At 61.7% G+C, this 19,326-nt stretch carries 17 protein-coding genes; 9 read left to right on the top strand and 8 right to left on the bottom strand.

Annotation, left to right across the window (positions count from 1 at the left end; genetic code table 11):
- Window positions 1-27: 27 nt before the first annotated feature.
- Entirely contained in the window at window positions 28-939 is a 912-nt protein-coding gene (locus EDF57_RS21510; protein WP_134095761.1) for a LysR family transcriptional regulator, read from the bottom strand.
- 117 nt (window positions 940-1,056) lie between these two features.
- On the opposite strand from EDF57_RS21510, the gene EDF57_RS21505 reads away from it, so the two are divergent.
- Complete coding sequence (locus EDF57_RS21505; RefSeq protein WP_134095760.1) at window positions 1,057-1,809, top strand: glucose 1-dehydrogenase; 753 nt, start codon at window positions 1,057-1,059, stop codon at window positions 1,807-1,809.
- A 922-nt stretch (window positions 1,810-2,731) separates the two neighbouring features.
- Here EDF57_RS21505 and EDF57_RS21500 read toward each other — a convergent pair.
- Complete coding sequence (locus EDF57_RS21500; RefSeq protein ID WP_134095759.1) at window positions 2,732-3,619, bottom strand: AraC family transcriptional regulator; 888 nt, start codon at window positions 3,617-3,619, stop codon at window positions 2,732-2,734.
- Window positions 3,620-3,733: 114 nt separating this feature from the next.
- Between EDF57_RS21500 and EDF57_RS21495 the strand changes: the two genes are divergently transcribed.
- On the top strand, window positions 3,734-4,561 hold the full coding sequence (locus EDF57_RS21495; RefSeq protein WP_134095758.1) for an oxidoreductase: 828 nt from the start codon (window positions 3,734-3,736) through the stop codon (window positions 4,559-4,561).
- Between the two features lie 315 nt (window positions 4,562-4,876).
- Here EDF57_RS21495 and EDF57_RS21490 read toward each other — a convergent pair whose 3' ends face one another.
- The 6 genes from EDF57_RS21490 to efeU all read right to left on the bottom strand — a co-directional run bounded on the left by EDF57_RS21490 (window position 4,877) and on the right by efeU (window position 11,341).
- Window positions 4,877-5,368 (bottom strand): MarR family transcriptional regulator, encoded by a 492-nt coding sequence (locus EDF57_RS21490; RefSeq protein ID WP_134095757.1) that lies wholly within the window; start codon window positions 5,366-5,368, stop codon window positions 4,877-4,879.
- A complete protein-coding gene (locus EDF57_RS21485; protein ID WP_134095756.1) occupies window positions 5,365-6,546 on the bottom strand; it encodes a serine hydrolase domain-containing protein in 1,182 nt (393 codons plus the stop codon). The genes EDF57_RS21490 and EDF57_RS21485 overlap by 4 nt, the downstream gene beginning before the upstream one ends.
- A gap of 575 nt (window positions 6,547-7,121) precedes the next feature.
- Window positions 7,122-7,973 (bottom strand): iron uptake system protein EfeO, encoded by an 852-nt coding sequence (efeO, locus tag EDF57_RS21480; RefSeq protein WP_208324927.1) that lies wholly within the window; start codon window positions 7,971-7,973, stop codon window positions 7,122-7,124.
- Window positions 7,974-8,013: 40 nt separating this feature from the next.
- Window positions 8,014-9,318, bottom strand: coding sequence for an iron uptake transporter deferrochelatase/peroxidase subunit (gene efeB / locus EDF57_RS21475; RefSeq protein WP_134095755.1), 1,305 nt, complete (start codon window positions 9,316-9,318; stop codon window positions 8,014-8,016).
- The gene (gene efeO, locus EDF57_RS21470) at window positions 9,315-10,496 is read right to left on the bottom strand and encodes an iron uptake system protein EfeO (protein WP_134095754.1); all 1,182 of its coding nucleotides are present in this window, start codon (window positions 10,494-10,496) and stop codon (window positions 9,315-9,317) included. The genes efeB and efeO (EDF57_RS21470) overlap by 4 nt, the downstream gene beginning before the upstream one ends.
- Window positions 10,496-11,341 carry an iron uptake transporter permease EfeU gene (gene efeU / locus EDF57_RS21465; RefSeq protein ID WP_208324926.1) on the bottom strand — a complete coding sequence of 282 codons (846 nt, stop codon included), beginning with the start codon at window positions 11,339-11,341 and terminating at the stop codon, window positions 10,496-10,498. Before efeU ends, efeO (EDF57_RS21470) begins: the two co-directional genes overlap by 1 nt.
- Before the next feature lie 333 nt (window positions 11,342-11,674).
- Here efeU and EDF57_RS21460 point away from each other — a divergent pair, with 333 nt between their 5' ends.
- From EDF57_RS21460 to EDF57_RS21430, 7 genes are all read left to right on the top strand, one after another.
- Window positions 11,675-12,403, top strand: coding sequence for an energy transducer TonB (locus tag EDF57_RS21460; protein ID WP_166675347.1), 729 nt, complete (start codon window positions 11,675-11,677; stop codon window positions 12,401-12,403).
- The gene (locus EDF57_RS21455) at window positions 12,400-12,909 is read left to right on the top strand and encodes an RNA polymerase sigma factor (protein WP_134095752.1); all 510 of its coding nucleotides are present in this window, start codon (window positions 12,400-12,402) and stop codon (window positions 12,907-12,909) included. The genes EDF57_RS21460 and EDF57_RS21455 overlap by 4 nt, the downstream gene beginning before the upstream one ends.
- Window positions 12,910-13,008: 99 nt before the next feature.
- Window positions 13,009-13,998, top strand: coding sequence for a FecR domain-containing protein (locus EDF57_RS21450; RefSeq protein ID WP_166675346.1), 990 nt, complete (start codon window positions 13,009-13,011; stop codon window positions 13,996-13,998).
- Window positions 13,999-14,126: 128 nt separating this feature from the next.
- Window positions 14,127-16,601: a TonB-dependent receptor gene (locus EDF57_RS21445; protein WP_134095750.1), complete on the top strand. Its 2,475-nt coding sequence runs from the start codon at window positions 14,127-14,129 to the stop codon at window positions 16,599-16,601.
- A 26-nt stretch (window positions 16,602-16,627) separates the two neighbouring features.
- Window positions 16,628-18,193: a PepSY-associated TM helix domain-containing protein gene (locus tag EDF57_RS21440; protein WP_134095749.1), complete on the top strand. Its 1,566-nt coding sequence runs from the start codon at window positions 16,628-16,630 to the stop codon at window positions 18,191-18,193.
- Window positions 18,190-18,477 (top strand): DUF3325 domain-containing protein, encoded by a 288-nt coding sequence (locus EDF57_RS21435; RefSeq protein WP_134095748.1) that lies wholly within the window; start codon window positions 18,190-18,192, stop codon window positions 18,475-18,477. Before EDF57_RS21440 ends, EDF57_RS21435 begins: the two co-directional genes overlap by 4 nt.
- Before the next feature lie 32 nt (window positions 18,478-18,509).
- Window positions 18,510-18,848 (top strand): hypothetical protein, encoded by a 339-nt coding sequence (locus EDF57_RS21430; protein ID WP_243841201.1) that lies wholly within the window; start codon window positions 18,510-18,512, stop codon window positions 18,846-18,848.
- Window positions 18,849-19,326 lie beyond the last annotated feature (478 nt).

Raw genomic sequence — 19,326 nt, 5'->3', positions numbered from 1 at the left:
AAGGCCACATCGCATCCAGGCAATTTCCTATTTTCGAACAGCGGCAGGGCTTGTCGTCCTAGGTAAACCGGCCGCGATGTGATCGATCCATGCCCTGACAGCGGGAGGCAGGCCGCGCCGGGTGGTGAAAACCAGGTGCACGATCCCTTTCGCGCCGCGCCATGTCGGCAGGATGTGCACCAGTCGTCCCTCTTTCAACGCTTCGTTACAGATGTGGTCGGGCAATAGTGCAATGCCCAGGCCCTCGATCGCCGCGCTGCGAACCGCCATCATGTCCTCGCAGCCGAGGCGCGGCTCGAAACGGAGAGAATGCGCGCGCCCATCGTCTGTTTCCAATTGCCATTCGCTGTCTTCTCCCAAGTCGCTAGTGCTGAGGCAGGGCAAATCGGCCAGATCGCTTACCTCGGCCACGCGGCTGGCCAGTTGCGGGCTGCTCACCAGAATACGCATCGATGTGCCAAGCGTCCGCATGGTCAACGCGGCATCACTCGTCAAAGCGGTCCGCACACGCAAGGCAACGTCGATCCGTTCCGCGATGAGGTCCACCGCGCGATCGGTTGCCACGATCTGGAGCCGGACTTTCGGATGGCGGTCCAGGAATGAAGAAACGAGGCCAGAGACGAGTTCGATCAGCCCGGTCGGACAACTGAAGCGCACCCGGCCATGCGGCTCTGCCTGCGCCTGCTGCACCAGCGTTTCGGCCTGCTCCACCTCGGCCAGGATCGTGCGGCAGCGCTCGTAGAAGGCCTGCCCCGTGTCAGTGACCCGGAAACGGCGGCTCGATCGTTCGATCAGCCGCATCCCCAACCGCTCCTCCAAACCGGCGATGCGCCGCGAAAGCTTGGACTTCGGCTCACGTAGCGCGCGCCCTGCGGCTGCAAAGCCGCCATGGCTCACCACTTCGGCAAAATAGGCATAGTCGTTCAGGTCGATCTTCATCAGCGTTCCTTTGGTGGAACGCTAAGTGCCACATCTGCCGACTACACGCATCAGCGTTCTGAAGGCATTTCCAATGGGCAGCGGCGATCTCGCCAAAATGCTCACAGGAGACTAACGATGACGGACAAGTTCAACAACAAGGTGGTGGTAGTAACCGGCGGCACCAGCGGCATCGGGCTTGCGACGGCCAAGGCCTTTGCCGACGACGGCGCGTCGGTGTTCATCAGCGGCCGCCGACAGGATGCATTGGACGCGGCAGTGCGCGCGATCGGCGGCAGGATCACCGGCATTCGCGGTGACATGTCGAACCTTGCCGATATCGACCGGCTCTACGACGCCGTGCAGCAGAAGCATGCCCAGATCGACGTATTGTTCGCCAATGCCGGCGGCGGTGAATTTGCCCCGCTCGGCACGATCTCGGAGGAGCACTATCAGCGCACTTTCGACACCAATGTCAAAGGCGTTCTCTTCACCGTGCAGAAGGCACTGCCGCTGCTGAAGGACGGTGCATCGATCATTCTCACCGCATCGACCACCAGCGTCTCCGGCACCCCGGCACTAAGCGTGTACTCAGCGACCAAGGCGGCAGTGCGCAACTTCGCTCGCAACTGGATCCTCGACCTGAAGGACCGCCGCATCCGCGTAAACGCCGTCAGCCCCGGCGTGACAGAGACAGCCGGGCTGAACGAACTGTTCGGCGGCGGCGAGCAGGCGGAAGGCACGAAGGACTATCTGGCCGGCCTGATCCCCGCCGGACGCGTCGGCCAGCCGGACGAGATCGCGAAGGCAGTGCTCTTCCTCGCCTCCGACGAAGCCAGCTTCATCAACGGCATCGAACTCTTCGTGGATGGCGGCCAAGTGCAGATCTAAGACAATTCCGAGGCTATCCAAGGGCGCCGGTACATGCCGGCGCCCGTCTCCTTAGGCAGCACACCCTTGCAGACTATCGGGCAACTATCGGAGAGCTGGCTGCTCAGACGGAAATTAGAGAACTCTTCGAGTTGGTCGAGACCTGCCGGATGGCAGGCCTTCCGCACCTGGGGACCAAGATTTGATCGCTGAGCGTCTCAGTAGGGTCATTTCGTTCCCGGCAGCTTTCCCGCCCAGAGCAGAGCGACCGTGAAGCGATGCGCTACCTATGGAGGGCATAGCGCCGCTGTCTCGGCGCACCCGCCCACTTAGGCCCTCCCTCGAAACGGACAAGAAATGAAAGGTCTACAATTGACCGGTACCTAGGGGCCGGTTGGGCACCCGCTACGACCAAGATGTCGGGGGAGGCAAGCGAACTGCCGGTCTATCAGCGTTGGTGGACGCCAGAATGTAGAACGCTAGAATGGCTACATGCCAGGGCTCACACAATTTAACATATGGGATGAGGACGGTCGGCTGCTCTGCACCGCCTGTGGGTTCAATACCAAGCTTCAAATCCCACGGTATACGGAAGAGGAAGGCTTGCCGATTTTTATCTGCGAAGCATGCCTTTGGGAGCCAGGCTTGGACGATGATCACGCCAGTTCACCGGATGAAGTGTTGGTTCGTTTAAGGGATTATCGAAAGGATTGGGGTCAGACCGCTCCTTGGGATGGCTCCGGTGAACCGCCGCCTGACTGGAATGGCAAGCGGCAGCTTGACCACCTCTTCGCTGTTGCACCACATGTCCGCTAAGTTTGCGGGGCCGGAAAGGCCGGTTCTCGATTAAAATCGTGCAAAGCTGATCTGTCCGGTTTCGGCGGGAGCGGACGGCTCAGGAGGCCGAAGCGGAGCGGCGACAATTGGTCGCAGTTTCCCATACCTACGAGGCCTCGCCGATGTGCTCACGCAGCCAGAGGGCCTCATCGCTTGGATTGCGATGGAAATGACGTTTGAAATCACGGCTGAACTGCGCGGGGCTGGCGTAGCCGACCTGCATCGCGACCGTCGCTATGGGAGCTTCGCGCCGCGCGATCATCATGCGCGCCTCGTGCAAGCGCATGGCCTTGATGTACTGCATGGGCGAACTTCCGGTGAGAGCCTTGAATCCGGAGTGGTACGAAGCAACGCTCATCCCCGCAGCCTTAGCCAGGGCGGGAACGGTGAGTTTCTCGTGATAGCGTTCGCGGATCTCTGACAGGCTCTTCACGACCCGGTCCGCCGTCCCTTCGTGGTGAAGTGCGGCCAATAGCGGCCGAGCTTGCGGCCCCATCATCACGCGAAAATGCAATTCACGGATAAGCCCGGGACCCAGGATAGCGCACTCCTGCGGGGAGTGCAGAGCCACCAGCAACCGTCGCAGCACATCGCGAATGGAGGGCTCCATTGGGCTCGAAACCAGGCTGCGTGCTTGCTCGCGGGCGTGCGACGCGTCCGGCCTAGCCATCACTGCGGCGATCTCGGCCGCGAGAGGAAGGTCGAAATCGAGATAGATGGCGAGCAAGGGCCTGCCTGCATCCGCCTGTGAGGCCATGCGGAATGGCACGGGCACCGAGATGGCGAGGTAATGATCGGCATCGTAGCGATACACATTGCCATCGAGAAAGCCCTGCTTTGATCCCTGTAAGACAAAAACGGCTCCAGGCCGGTAAAGCACCGGCACGTCCTCGAGCATGGCTTCCGAACGCAGGATGCGCAGGCCGGGAAGGCCAGTCGAATTGTACCCATGCCGCGGCGCGAGCTCGGCCGCAATTTCGAAAAGATCAGTCATGTTCCGGGAATCGTATCATAGGATTGAGCAAGAAACTTAGAGAAACTGCCGTTTTCGGATGAGGACGATTGTACCATTTGGCAAAGCGGAAACGCAACCAGCAGGAACAACGCCATGTCGCGACACACTTTCTTCATAACGGGAGCAAATTCCGGTTTCGGCTTTGCAATAGCCCAGGCCGCGCTGGAGGCCGGCCATCGGGTAATCGGCGCGGTTCGATCCGAGGCGGCACGAAATCGCCTGGCTGAGCTTCTGCCAGAGGTCGTGACGGTCTTGTGCGATGTTACGCAGTTCGAGAGGGTTGCCGGAATTGTCGATCGAGCTGACAGCGATCATGGTCCGATCGATATCCTCATCAATAACGCGGGCTATGGTTATGAAGGTGTAATCGAGGAATCCCCGCTCGAGGAAATGCGCCGTCAGTTCGACGTCAATGTCTTCGGAGCGGTGGCGGTCGCCAAGGCCTTGCTACCGCGCTTTCGCGAACGTCGCCGCGGCTTCATCGTCAACGTGACTTCCATGGGCGGGATGATTACCATGCCGGGAATTGCCTACTACTGCGGCAGCAAGTTTGCTCTTCAGGGCATTTCCGAAGTGATGCGCGCGGAAATGGCACCCTTTGGCGTCCATGTCACGGCTCTATGCCCGGGCTCCTTCCGCACAGATTGGGCAGGACGATCGATGGTCCGAAGCTCCCGCGTGATCGCCGACTACGACGCCCAGTTCGATCCGATCCGGGCTGCGCGCATGGAGAAGAGTGGTAAACAGGCGGGCGATCCAGCCAAGCTCGCCCAAGCAGTCCTCGCCCTGGTCGATGCCGACGCCCCGCCACCGCAGTTGCTGCTGGGTAGCGATGCCCTGCGCCTGGTACGCGAACGATACAAGCACATGGAACGTGAGATCGATGAATGGGAGGGCCTCACCCTGTCAACGGACGGCTGAGCCAAACGCCGAGCAAGGACGGCCTTCGGGGATAAGCGGGACGTCCGTACCTTGGGAAGTCGGCTTCGAACGTCTGGGGAGAGTCGACTGGCGAACGGCAAATTGTCGCTCGCGAGTCGACAGTTCGATGCCAGCGTACGGCTGAGAGCGGCCCTGCACACCATCGCGCCACTTTTTGCCACCGGACGACGATTTTCCAGCGCTCGGAATGAGAAATCCTAGCGCTGATTGCACCAAGCCAAATCCGATTGCCGAGCGGGTCGAATTCCTTCGCCAACCGGCCCGTCGCTCAGAACAGGAAACGACGGCTTATATCTAGACGCCGAGGCGGGCGGCGACGCGGTCCGATAGGGCGCGCACATCGAGTGCGTCTTCCAAGCGGTCCAACAATGGCACGAGATGGCCAGCCTCGGCATCCAGTTCCTTGGCGCTTTCACTCAGAGCAGCCCAGAGTGGCGCCAGGGCGGCGACCAGAGCATCGCCCTGGGCAGATAGAGAGATGAGGCGACGCCGCGCATCGGCCTTGTCGCCGGCCATCTGGATCAAACCGGCGCTCTCAAGCGCCCGTCTCGCTTGGCTCACCGATACATGGGTGATGCAAAGCGCCTCTGCGATGTCGCCGACTGTCATCGGCCCATTCAGAACGATCTGATTGAGAACACCGAACCATCGTTGCTCGAAACGAATGCCCTGCGCGACATAAATCTCCGCCGTTTCACGATCTAGTCGTTCGGATAAGCGGCGTAGGCGCGCACCCAAGGCGGCCGCGCCCGCGGCACGGCTATAATCCTTCCGCTTCTCTGTCATGCAAGTGGTCCTGAAAGAAGATGCTCGGCTATACTTTTGATGGCGTTCTTGCTCGCAGGAGTGGCCGACATGTTCGTGAAGATCGCCACACCGGTGGTTGTGACGGGGTCCAGATAGACAGCGGTGAACACGCCGGGATCGCCGCCCCAGTGATTGATCAAGCGCTTGCCGTGGTTATTGGATTCCATCCAGCCCAGCCCTTGCCCACTCACCCACGACGGCAGGCCGGGCGGAACTGTCATGGTCAGCATTTGGGCCTGATTGCCGGACGACAAGATCCGGGCCTTGTCGGACGCTCCGCCATTTGCCGCCGCCGCAACGAAGGGCATGAAGCTGGCGATGGAGGCGCGCAGCATGCCCACCGGATAGTCCGGGAAGCCGACGGCTGGGGTGGCGACTGCCCGACCATCCACGACCTCGTAGGGGGTGGCAGCTAACTGTGGAGGCACATCTGCAATGCACCAGGAAACGGGACGCATGCCAAGGGGCGTGAACATCCGCTCCTGGGTGAATGCGCGCAAATCTTGGCCCGCGACTTGCTCCACAATATAGCCCAGTAGCGCGTAACCAACATTGCAATAGTCATAGACCGCGCCTGGGGCAGCCGACGAAAAACAGCCAGCAGCTGTATAGTAGGCGCCCCCAGATACGAGATAGTCCGTCAAAAAGGCCCTGAGCGGTAGCGGCGAATCCATCCCGATCGTTCGGAAATCGACTTGGTAATATGTTTGATCGGAAAGGCTCGACACATGGGTCAGCAGATGCCGAACTGTAATCGCGGAATCGGGATGAGCCGGATTGATGACCTTGAAATCGAGATAGCCGCTGATCGGCGCATCAAGATCGATATGGCCTGCTTCAACGAGCATCATGATCGCCGTGGCCGTGACAGTCTTCGTCACGGAAGCAAGATGAAACATCGTATTGGTCGTGACTTGCCGATGGCGCGCAATATCGGCAAAGCCATAACCCCGCATCAGCGTTACTTTGCCTGCTCGAGCGACACCTACCGCCATGCCGGGGATCGCGGCGCCTTCCAGTTGCTTCTTGAGAAACCGTTCCAGTGGGTCGTCATCCGCCTTCGCCAGCGCGGGAGCCGCAGCACCGAAGATGGAGGCCGCGAGCATTGTTCGCCGGCTCATCGGTGCACCGAGAATAGGCAGATCAAAACTTGCCATAAAAACGCCCTTAGTAGCTTGTGTAGGCGCCTACGTTATTTGATGAGACGGCGCAAGGTAGGAGCGTTTCCACACCGTGAAATGACCGGCTCGGCAGACAGTTGCCGTTCAATGTGGTCCACCGGAACGACGTGAGTTGGTAGCGCCCTGCCCCTGCTCTCGCTGACAGAGCGGACCTACAACCTCCAATTCGACAGATGTCAGACCGGAGATGTCACTGCTTTGGTGCCCTTCGTCTGGCGAGACGAGGGCATGCCATCCCGTTGCGAGGCATCGTCTTGGTAATTGCTGCCTTCCGCCATTCATTGCCGCTCCAAACATCGGTCTAGTGGCAGCATCCACGCCCCCAGCTTTTCCTTCATGCGGTAACGCTGACCCGCCATTCGATCCAGCCTACACCGAAAGAAAGAAGAGCTGGAGGGCTGGCGCGGGGCTTTGAATCTACCCACCAAACGTTAGGCACGCCCAAACAAGGGCAGCAATTTCGGCGACAGTAGAGCAGGCAAGTACTCTTCTGAGAAACTTCGAGTGGCTCACTTTCGCTGACCTTGATTTACATGCCGCCCGGGAACCTGTCAGCTGAGCCCCAGCATTCCGCGAAGCCTCGAGAGGTCTTCGGCCAGAATATTGACCTTGCCCGCCAGCAGTTTGCGATCGCGGTCGGATAGTTTGAGGTAGGAGGCAAAACCGCCGCCGGGCACGCGGTACTTGGCCAGCGTGTCGAACACCGCCTTGAAATTGGCATCGGTCTTGGCCGCGAAACCAGGGTCGCGTTTTGCGACCAGCGGGCGCAGCAGGGTCACGATCTTGAAGGCTCCCTCGAAGTTGGCCTGGAAATCGTAGAGGTCGGTGCGGCTGTAGCGGTTTTCCTCACCCGATATCTTGGTGGCGGCCACTTCCTCCATCAGCACGGCAGCACCGCCCACGACCTTGGCGGGGGGGAAGGTCAACTTGAGCAGGCGGCTCTGCAATGCAAGAACGTCCGCCATCAGCTTGTCCGCCACCTTGCCGGCGTTTCTGGTGCTCTTTTCCACCCAGAGAGCGTATTCGATGCGGTGAAAGCCGCCAAAGCGGGGATCTTTTTCAGCCTTCTCGTGATCGTCGGCGCGGGAATCGATCGCGGCGTCCAGATCGCTGAACAGCTCGGCCACCGGCTCGATCCGTTCATAGTTCATGCGCGTGGGGGCATAGAGCTTCTGGGCCAATGCGATGTTGCCGGCCTTCACCGCCGCCGTGAAAGCACGGGTATCGGCCACGAATTTGCGTACGTTTTCGTTCACGTAGAGTTTGTACTGCGCCACCGGCCCGACCAGCTGCAAAGGAGATGGCCTCGCCTGCGCCAGCGCGGTTTCGGAAAACAGCGGCAGCGAAGCAAGGGGCGCGGCGGCGAACATACCCAGCAGGGTGCGGCGCGAGGATAGGAACATGGTCGTCTCCGTGATCAAAATGGGGATTGCTCAGGATCGCTCAGGCGGCGCGCGCAGCAGCGATCAGCGTGTGGCCGATCCAGTCTGCATCGTCGCGAATGCCTGGCAAAGTGAAGAAGAAGCCGCCGCCGATCGGCTTGATGTATTCTTCCAGCGGTTCGCCATCGAGCCGCTTCTGGACGGTGATGAAGCCCGCTTCCAAATCCGCCTGATAGCAGATGAACAGCAGGCCCATTTCCAGCTGGCCGGACTTGGTGACGCCATTGGAATAGTTGAACGGACGGCGCAGGATCAGGTTGGCATCGCTGGCAGCATTGCGCGGATTGGCAAGGCGGATGTGGGAATCGAGGCCGGTCTTCGTGCCTTGCGGGTCGCGGTCGTAGTCGGGCACGTGGTGCTCGGTCGCGCTGCCGTCGACAGGGGCATCCATGGGTGCGCCGCTGGGCTTCACGCGACCCATGATCGCTTCCTGCTCGCCCAGTGGGGTGCGATCCCAGCGTTCCACGAAATTGCGGATGATCCGCACTGCCTGATAGCTGCCGCCGGTGGCCCAGCCGGGCTCGACCCCGCCAGGTGCCACCCAGACGATGCGGTCCATCAGCGGGGTGTCGTTGGAGTTGGGATTGGCCGAACCGTCCCGGAAGCCTAGGAAATTGCGCGCGCTCTCCTCCGGCTGACCGGGCGTGGAGGGGATCTGCGGCACCGTTCCTTCCTGCTTCCAGTGCAGCACCAGAAGGTCGGAAGTGTTCTTGATGATGTCGCGCAGGGCGTGGATGTTGGTATCGGGCGTGTTGGCGCAGAACTGGATCGACAGGTCGCCGTGGCACAGCGCTGCGTCCAGCGCATCGTTGGGATGCGCCTGCATCTGCCGGAGGTGCCGGGGCCTGAGTGCTGCAAGGCCGAGGTCGGCATTGAATAGGGATGCACCGACCGAAACGGTGATAGTCAGTGCATCGGGCTGCACCACCGGGCCAAGAATACCCGAACCGGCGGGCGGAAGCAGGGGATCGATATCCGGCTGCTGCCCACCACGCGTGAGGAATGCGATCCGCTCAGTCAGGATGCGGAAAAGGCGTTCGAGATCGTCGAGGCTTTCGGCTAGCACATAGAAGCTGGCGATCATCCCGGCGCTGGGGCGCGGCGTGGTGACGCCGGCCTGGTGCACACCCTGAAACGGCACGAGATCCTGCGTGTGGGTGCTGCGCGGCGCGTCGGCGACTTGCGAGCCGCCTGCCGGTGATCCGGTCGAAGCGGCTCCGGCTTGCGCCAGCGCTGTTGCGGGCATGGCCGCCAGCAGACCGATACCACCGCCCAGTACTTGTCGGCGTGACGACGGTAGTCTCATGTCAGCCCCAGCGCGGCATTGGTCTTGCCGAAATCGGCAGCGATCTTCGCAAGGATCGCCGCCATAGCACGACGCTGCGCGAGATCGAGCTTGACGGCGCGCATGGTGTCGCCCGTGCGCAGCGGAGCCAGCGCCTTGTCGAAAGCAGCGAAGTCCGCATTGAACGCCTTGTCCAGCGCCGGGTTCGCCTTCACCAGCAGGGGCGAGAGCAGTTCGGCCACCTTGCTGCCGCTTTCGTACAGGCCCTGAAGGTCCGCCGGGCTGTCGTCGCCCGTTGCGGGCCCTGATGCGGACAGGGCAGCTCCCAGCGAATCCGACAGGCGGCGGAACTGCTTTTCGGTAAAGCCGGCCAGTTGTTCGGGCTTGAGTTCGATGCCCGCCAGCCGCTCCTTCAGTGTCGCGATATCGGCCAGAAGTTTGTCACCCACCGGACCCAGCGCCCTGGCATCGCTGCCGTTGGCCAGGCCGTATTCGATCCGGCGGAAGCCCTGGAACGCGGGATCGGCGGCCTTCTTTTCGTAATAGTCTGCACGGGCATTGAGCCGCGCTTCGAGGTCACCGAAGACCTGCCCTGCCGCTTCGATCCGCACGTAGCTCTGGTGCGCAGGGGCGTAAAGCTCGCGAGCCTTGTCCAGTTGTCCGGCCTTGAGCGCGGCCACCAGAGCCTGCGCCGAACTGTCCAGCGTTTCCGCTTCGGTCAGCAGGTAGACCTGATACTCCGCCAGCGGACCGACGTAGGTTTCCAGCGAAGGCCGCGCCGCCTCGGCATCCGATTCCGTCGAAGGGGTGACGTGGAGCTTGCCGCGCGGATTGTTGAGCAGGCCGCAGGTGATGTCGTATTCGCCGGGCTCCAGCTTGACCGTCATCGTCTGGCGCAGGCCGGGCGCGATATTCTCGCGCTCGTCGATCACCATCACGCCGTCGAGGATTTCCCACTCCAGCGCGCGCTGCGTCTCGTTGACGATGGTGAAGGTGGTCTTGCCCGCAGGCACGGTGATGTCGTTAGGATCGCAGACCTTGCCGCGGATGGTCACGGTCACGGCATGGCCATCGGTCGTGCGGGGCGTCCTGCCGCTGCGGTTCGAGGCATACCAGAAGGCGATGCCGCCCAGCAGCACGAGCAGCGCGGAGCCGACCAGCGCCGCGCGAATCAGGGGCGAAGAAGAAGTCTTGGTCATCAGCAAGCCCCGGCGGGAGAGTGTGTAGGTCTTGGTGAGGGCCTGAAGAACCAGAACAGGCTGACGGCGAGGAACGCGACGTAGACGATGACTTCGCCCAGCACCGGCACAGCCTGGTAGCCTAGCAGGCCGGCAAGGACTGCACCGACCGGACCATCCATCGGCAGCGTTTCACTGAGATCGACGACCACCGTCTGTAGGCCGTTCCAGATGCCGGCCTCATGGAACTTGCGCAGCACGCCCGCCAGCAGACCGGCGCCGACAAGCAGGATGAAGACGCCGGTAAAGCGGAAGAAGCGGCGCAGGTCGAGGCGGATGCCGCCCTTGTACAGGCCGATGCCGATAGCCACCGAAGCTGCGATGCCGATCAATGCACCTACCGGCGCCTCCCATCCTCGGCTCTGCTGGAAGATTGCGAGCAGGAAGAACACCGATTCCAACCCTTCGCGGGCAACGGCCAGGAATACCATGGTGATGAGCGCCCAGGCCGGGCCGCTCTCGCGGGCCAGGGCGCGATCGAGTGAGGCGTGAAGCTCGCTTTTGATGGAGCGCGCCGCGCGGCGCATCCAGAATACCATCGAGGTTAGCATCACCACCGCCACCAGCCCGACCACGCCTTCGAACAGTTCCTGCTGCTTCTGCGGAAACTCGGCCGCGGCGAATTGCAGCGCGGCACCCGCAAACAACGACAGCGCGCACGCCAATAAGACCCCCACCCAGATCGCGGGCATCAGGTCCTTGCGGTTGGCATGGTGGAGATAGCTGGCGACGATTCCGACGATCAGCGCGGCCTCTATCCCTTCGCGCAGCATGACCAGAAATGGGATCAGCATCGAATTCCTCACGTTCCAACGACATAACCATTAATCGCTAATGCCTCGCAAAAGCAAACTAATTGATTTTCGTCTTCTTGCGCGTTGGACACGCTGTTGCGTGGGCTCAATCAACCTGATGGCGATCAAGCCGCAAAATGCAGGCTCTTGTTGCGGCCATGAATGTCGGAAGCGATGGCTGGCGGCGACAAGTCACCGTTCCACCCATAGGCCCTTGGCCGCCTCATTGGAGCTTCGGCGAATGACGGAAATCGAATGACCAGCGTCGTGACACGCTCATCGAGGATTGGGCATGCTCAGCCTGCCCCACCCCTCGAACAAGGATGTTGCGATTAACTCGCAATAGTGGTTAAGCGCGCCGACATGCCGCAATTCGTCGCAATCGAAAGATCAAGCGCCTCCCGAAGGCGAATCCGGGTGGAAAACCCGCGATTTTTCTCGCTCTGCGTTACGATTCTCGTCCACATCGCCGGATTTCTTCTCATCGTCTGCGGCCAATTCCCCCACCGTACAGACCAGAGCCTGCAACGTGACGTGACCATAATCACGACACTCGACGCCTCAGCCCAAGCTGCCCCAGCAAAGCAAAAGCCCGTTCCTGCCGCCGCCATCTTCCCACAGATCGAAAACAAAAAGCCCGCGCGCGTCCAGGAACTGCGTCACCTCTCACCCGACGCTGCTACCGCGCCAGCCGCTTCAGATAATGCGAATTTCGACCAAGCGGAACCAGAAGGCATCGCCGAAAGTCATGAACCACGCGATGCGGCCCAAGATTACCGGGAGGTATTGTTCGCGCGCCTGGCCGAGCATCGAAACTACCCGGAAGCCGCCCGTCTCCGAAACTATCAGGGCGACGGGGCCCTGTCGTTCCGCATAGACCGCCGGGGCAACCTGCTGGCCGCGGCAATGGAGCGTTCTACCGGTCGCGCCGTACTCGACCGCGCTGCGCTAAAACAGGTCCGTCGCTCCGCGCCGTTCCCGGAGATTCCCGCTGAATTGCCCGACGAACTTGTCGTCGCCGTGCCACTCCAATTCCTGATCCTTCCACCCGCCAGGCAAATGGCGGCGCGATGACCGTAAAGGCACTCTCCCTGCTCGCCCGGCATCGCGGCGCGCTTCTGGCAAGCGTGCGGCGGCGCGTCAGGCCTCCGGTCGAGCCAGCGGATATCGTCCAGGAAGCCTTTGCGCGCGCCATTCCGGCGATTGAGGCCGGTCGCGTGGTGGATGTGCAAGCTTTCGTCCACGGAATCGCCCGCAACCTCAGTGCGGAAGCCATGCGCCAACAGCAGCGATGGTCTCAATGGCTTGTGGAGGCGGACCACAGCGAACAGGTTGCCGACGATGCGCCCTCGCCGGAAGCCCATGCCGCCGGGCGCCACGAACTGGATCGGCTACACGGCGCGATGGCAACACTGCCCCCGCGTTGCCGGGAGGTCTTCGCCATGCGCCATGTCGAACTTCTGGAAAAAGCCGAAATCGCACAGCGGCTCGGCATTCATGTGAAACAGGTCGAGAAGCAATTGCGGCACGCCCTCGTGCTCTGCTCGCGCATTCTGGCCGAGCCTGGACAGGACGATTAAAAATGCGACGCCATGGCGCCAAATCCGTCCGAATTCCGACTGACTGTATGAGACGGCAGGCACATGCCGTTGCCATGGGAATCAAACGAGAGGTTGGCGATGTCGATTGAAGACGACGTGGACGCTCCGATCGGGACACTGGAAGAGCAGGCGGCAGACTGGATCGTCCGGCAGGACGGAACCGCGCTGGACGAGGCGGAACAATCCGCATTTTCGGAATGGCTAGCCGTGTCGGAACATCGCCGCGAATTCGATCGGCAGAACGCGGTCTGGCAGCGTTATCGGCGCATGGCCTCACTGCCAATCCGCGAGGAGGAACCGGCGCGTGCCCACCCGGCAAATCGCCGGACAAGCCGCTGGCGCCCCGCGCCCTCCGCCATCGCTCGTCGCTGCGCTGTGCCGGCCATTGTGGCAGTGCTTGCCTTGGCGATTATCGGAAGCACCGAGAATTGGCCGGCGCGGCTGCGCGCGGACTATTCCACCGGCGTCGGAGAGCGCCGCAGCATCGCTCTGCCCGACGGATCGGTCGCGACATTGGCAGCGGGCTCGGCACTCCGCTTCGATCAGTCGGACGGCGCGCGCGTGGCGACGCTGCTAAGCGGCGCTGCGCAATTCAGGGTTGCGCCCGATCCGCATCATCCGTTCCGCGTCGAAACCGATGAGGGGAGCGTAACCGCCCTTGGCACCGTTTTCACGGTGGAAGAACGCTCAGGCGAACCCGAAGTCATCGTGCTGGAACACAGCGTCGCGGTTCGGACGTCCAGCGGAGCGAAGGCCGTGGTTCGGGAAGGCGAGAGCACTACCTTCACCGCGCAGTCCGTCGCCCGCCCCGTTCCATCCGATGCACTGGCGGCAACCGCCTGGACGCGGGGAAAACTGATCGTGTCCAACCGGCCGCTCAGCGAAGTCGTGGCACAGCTTGGCCGACAGCGGCGCGGCTACTGGACCGTGCGCGGCGAGGCGGCGAACCTGCGGGTAAACGGAGTGTATGATCTCGACCATCCGCTCGATGCGCTGGCGGCGCTTGAAAAAACCCTTTCCCTGAAGTCCATCCGTATTTCCAATATGTTCATCGTCGTCAGCCGCTGAACTTCCGATCTCGCCAAAAATTTTTTCGCCCGAGGTAGGCTCCAAAATCCGTGCATCTTCGACCTACCTAATGAGAGTGCGTCGCATCAGCACTAGAATGCACTTGGTTCATTCGGGGGTTACAAGACATGAGGCAATTTTCCGCGCGGTCGCTGCTGGCTGCTACATGGGTCGGTTCGACGATGCTCACAGCCGTAGCCGTCCCCGTATCGGCGCAGGCTCAACAAGGCGAGGCGGCGCGGCGCTACGAGATTCCGGCCGGATCGTTGGCGCAGGCATTGAACCGCTTCGCCGACCAAAGCGATGTTCAGATTTCCTATGAGGGGCGACTGGCCGATGGGCGCACAACCCCAGGGCTAAACGGCTCTTTCGTGCCTCGAGAAGCCCTGTCCCGCCTCCTGGCCGGCACCGGACTGGTCGCACGCGCGGCGGATGCCGGGACGCTGACGATCGTACCCGCCACCGTCGGACGGCTGGAACTGGACCCGATGCGCATCCAGGCGGTGGGCTATACGGAAGAAGGCGAAGACGACGGTTCCAGCAGCGACAGGCAGACCGCCCGCGACGGCTCTCCCATTGTCGTAAACGGGCAGCATGTCTCTCCCGATCTTGTGGCGGGTATCGGCCCCTGGGGCTCGCGCAGCATCGCCGACACGCCCTATTCGGTGACAGTCATGTCGAGCGAGCAGATCGAAAACACCATCGCCCGCGATCTCGACCAGCTCTACAAGATGAACCCCGTGGTGCAGACCAATGCGCCGACGACCATCTTCGGCTATCCGAACGTCCGAATTCGCGGCTTCGACAGCAGCACCGGCATCGTCGACGGCGTGCGACTCTCGTCCTACACGTATGGACTGTCGACCGAGGAAATCGAGAGGGTCGAGGTCATGAACGGCCTTTCGGGTTTCCTCTATGGCTCGGGCAACGTCGGCGGCGTCTCGAACTACGTCCTCAAGCGGCCGACTTACGAGCCGCTCGCCAACGTGGCGGTTGGAAATTACGGCGGCAGCCAGTATTTCGGCCACGTCGATCTCGGCGGCAAGATCACAAGTGACGACACCCTGGCCTTCCGCTTCAACGGTGCTTACGCCAATGGCGGCACGTCGAAGGACGACCAGCATCTGAAGAAGTGGCTGGTGAGCGGTGCGCTTGACTGGAACGTTTCCAGCAAGCTTCTGGTACAACTGGAAGCGGCGCATACCTACTGGCATCTCGACCGTGTAGACACGCGCTTCTACACCAATGGCCTCGGCTACTGGCCCGATGCCTACGACAATTCGAAAACCTATACGCCGGGCTGGACCTACAACCAGACCACCTCGGACCGTATCGGCGCCAATGTGAAGTACCAGATCAGCGATGCAGTCTCGCTGCGATCGGCCTACATGTACAAGAAGGATGAGCGCGAATACGTGATCATCTATCCGATCGACACGCCAACCGGCTGGTCAACCTACAATATCTCCAAGACCTTCCCTTACGACACGGTTTCGCAGGGCGCCTACACGTACCTCGATCTTGCGTTCCGCACCGGCCCGATCGACCACAAGCTGACCCTGGGCGGTTCCTGGGACACCTACAAGGAAGTCCGTCACGTCGTCGGCAACGTGCCCGGCACTTATGCCGATGGCACGGCCTATCCGGCCGGGTCCAACCTGACGCTGGACGAGCTGCTGAATATGCCGACGCCGGTGTTCCACGGCGATCCGGGCCCGCTCTACAAGGCGAACGACGCTACCAACTTCAACGCGATCATCGGCGATGACGTCACCTTCACCGATACCCTGAGCGCACTGGTGGGCTTCAACTACAGCACGATCCGGACGCGCAGCTATACGACTGCGGGGGCCAGATCGTCGGGCTACAAGAAGTCCGCAATCACGCCCACGATCTCGCTGATCTACAAGCCCGTACCCGCACTTACCACTTACGCGAGCTACATGGAGGCGATGGAAGCCGGCACGATCGTGCCCAACGATGCGACGCTCTACACCAACCCCGGAGAGGTGATGGATCCGGTCATCTCGAAGCAGTACGAAGTCGGGGCCAAGTACGCCATTTCCGACAAGCTGCTGGTCACCTCCGCACTGTTCCGCATCGAGAAGGCGAACAGCTACAACGAAGTCGCCTCGACAGGCATGATAACCATCAACCAGGACGGCCGACAGGTCCATCAGGGCCTCGAACTGACGCTGGACGGCCATGTCACCGATCATCTGCGGATCGTCGCCGGGGGCACGTGGATGGACCTCGGCATCGAGAAGGCCACCAACGCGGCGCTCAAGGGCAAGAAGCCGATCGGATCGTCCGCGCTGATGGCCAAGGCCTCGATCGAATATGAGATTCCTGCAGTGAACGGCCTCGTGCTTTCGGGCGGCGCCTACTACTCGGGATCGAAATATCAGGATGCGGCCAATGCCAACCGGATCGACGGCTACACGCTTTTCGATGCAGGTATCCGCTACCGCACCGAGGCGCTGGGCCGACCAACCACATTCAATCTCTACGTCAGCAACCTGACCAACAAGGATTACTGGTCCTCGTACTGGCAACTGGGCCTGCCGCGCACGATCGCATTCTCGGCGCGGACGGAATTCTGAGAGTTCGCAAGGGCAAGGATGCGATCATGAAGCAGGGTTTCCGCCAGTCGATGGCGTGGCTGCACACCTGGGTCGGACTGATACCGGGCTGGATCCTCTACATCGTCTTCGTCTTCGGTACGGCGGCGTTCTTCCAGTACGAAATCGATGCCTGGATGCGGCCCGAACTGCCTTCCGGCACGGCGGTGACCCCGCGCGCGCTCGACGCCGCGGACGCGCTCTTGCGTCGACGCGGCGCAGGAGCGGAAAGCTGGAGCATCTCGCTTCCCAGCGCCCGTGGTGGGAGCGGCCTTGCCGTGTCCTGGAGCATACCGGGACAGGACCGGCACGACCGTAAGGAGATCACGCTTGATCCCCGCACCGGCCGGGAACTCGGCGTGCGCGAGACCCGCGGCGGGTTCTTCCTCTACCGCATGCATTTCGACCTGCATTACATCTCGGTGCGCTGGGCCCGCTATCTGGTCTGCGTGGCTGCGCTGGCCATGCTGGTCGCGATCCTTTCTGGCGTGGTCACGCACAAGAAGATCTTCACCGACTTCTTCCAGATGCGCTTCGGCAAGGGGCAGCGCTCCTGGCTCGACGCTCATAACGCCACCGGCGTACTGGCGCTCCCGTTCCACGTTATGATCACCTATACAGGACTGGTCACTTTACTGCTCACGCTGATGCCTTGGGCTATCACCGCGAACTTCGCGGACCGCGACGCCTTCTACGAGGCCTCCAGCCCCCGCCCTGAAGAGCGGGAGGTCAGCGGCGTCGCCGCCCCGACGATGCCACTGTCTCTAATGGTCGCGAGCGCCGAGCGGCAGTGGCAGGGCACGCGCCCCAGCTACATCAATATCGAGCACCCCGGCGACCGGAATGCGACGGCCCGTCTCTACCCCGAACGCACCGACTGGGCAGGCAACCGGCACACTGCGCTTTACATCGACGCAGCACAGGCCCGCATCATTCCCATTCCCGAACCGGTGAAAGGCGGCGCCAGCATGACGCGCGAGGTCATGGTCGATCTCCACACCGGCTGGTTCGCCGGATACGGCCTGCGCTGGCTCTATTTCCTGTCCGGCCTCGGCGGCACGGCGATGTGCGCCACGGGGCTTGCCCTATGGTGCGTAAAACGGCGCACAAAGTTGCCGGACCCGGCCTGCCCGCATTTCGGCTTCCGCCTGGTCGAGCGGCTGAACATCGGCTTCATCGCCGGCGCTCCTGCAGGCATCGCCGTCTATTTCCTTGCCAACCGCCTACTCCCGTCCGCGATGGCAGAGCGTGGTGAATGGGAAGTCGACAGCCTGTTCATCGCCTGGGGAGCAATCTTCGCGTGGACGCTGGCACGCCCCGCCAAGCGCGCCTGGGTGGAAGTGCTTGGCACCGGTGCCGTGCTGTTCGCGCTGGTTCCGATCGTCAACGCCGCCACGACCTCGCGCGGCCTCGGTGCGAGCCTCTATCGCGGTGACTGGGCATTTGTCAGCTTTGACCTGACCATGATCGTGCTGGCTATCGCTTTCGCCTACACCGCGCGAAAAGTGCTCCGCCACCAGCCCAAGGCAGCGCCAGCCCGGCGTAAACGTAATTCGGCGGAGGCCCCAGCATGATCCATCTCGCCATCGCCGGCCTCGCGCTGCTGGGCTTTGCACTGCTGCTGATCGCCATGGCCCGCCATCACCAGGATTGGCTGCGCCGCAAGCTAAGCCCGCGCCGATCGATTGCGATGCGCTGGAGCGGCTTCAGCGCCTTGGTATCGGCCTACGTCATTGCCGGATTCGGTCTTGGCTGGGCTTACGGCGCTGTCGCGTGGTGCGGATGGATGAGCGCGGCCGCCGCGCTTGCCTTGACCGCGCAGACCAACCGCGAACGCATCCTGCGCCTGCTTTCCTGATCCTCATGCCCCAGCAATCGAAAGAGCTCGCCATGAACCATTCCGTGACGCTCAGGTCGTCCCCTTCAACGGGCGCTGCGGCCGCCGCGCGCAATCGCCGCATGGCTGTCGCAGCACGCGTCCTGGCGGGTACGCTCGGGGCCTATGGACTGACGGCTCAGATCACCGTCGTCCTGTCCTTCATTCTCGCCCGGACCGGCATGGAACGCGCCGAAGCGGTCGTAGCCGCGACGTTAGCCAGTTTCGCAATGTTCGCCGCGATTTCGATGGCGATTTTCCATGCCCGCAGCGCCGGCTGGTCTTGGCTGTGGTTGACCATCTCAACAGTTTCGCTTTGCCTTCTGCAATGGAGCCTGAGCCCGCTTTCATAATCATCTCTTCGAACGCCACCGTTTGGTAATCAATGTAGGAAAAGCGCCGCCGATCGGAGCTCAGAAATCCGGCCCCAACACGTTTAGGATCGCCCCATTACTGACGTTCCCTCAAGTCACCGTTCGCAACCGATGTTTCCACACGTGATCTATGGTGTGAAGCCACAGCTCACTGCGCGCATTCACTGCCGTTTAATGGATCTGGCTTTCCGCCCGAAAAGGACCGACTTCAATCGCTATACCTCGAACGAATTGGGTGTTAGTAAATTCGAACGAGACATAGCGCACACCTAATTATCTCTGACCACCCTGAATCCGATGTCGACGGATGCCTCGGTACTTTCAGCAGTATCGAGCCGATCGGTTTCTTGTGCGGAACCAGTGCTAGGTTCTGTTGACAAAGTTCGGTATCCATCTGCGGATGGCAGCTAGATTGAGGAAGCTGGCGAATGACAGCGCGGTCTTGTCATATCGGGTA

The sequence above is a fragment of the Novosphingobium sp. PhB55 genome (assembly GCF_004368805.1).
Classification (GTDB): domain Bacteria; phylum Pseudomonadota; class Alphaproteobacteria; order Sphingomonadales; family Sphingomonadaceae; genus Novosphingobium.
This window is presented reverse-complemented; position numbering and strand designations above follow the sequence as displayed.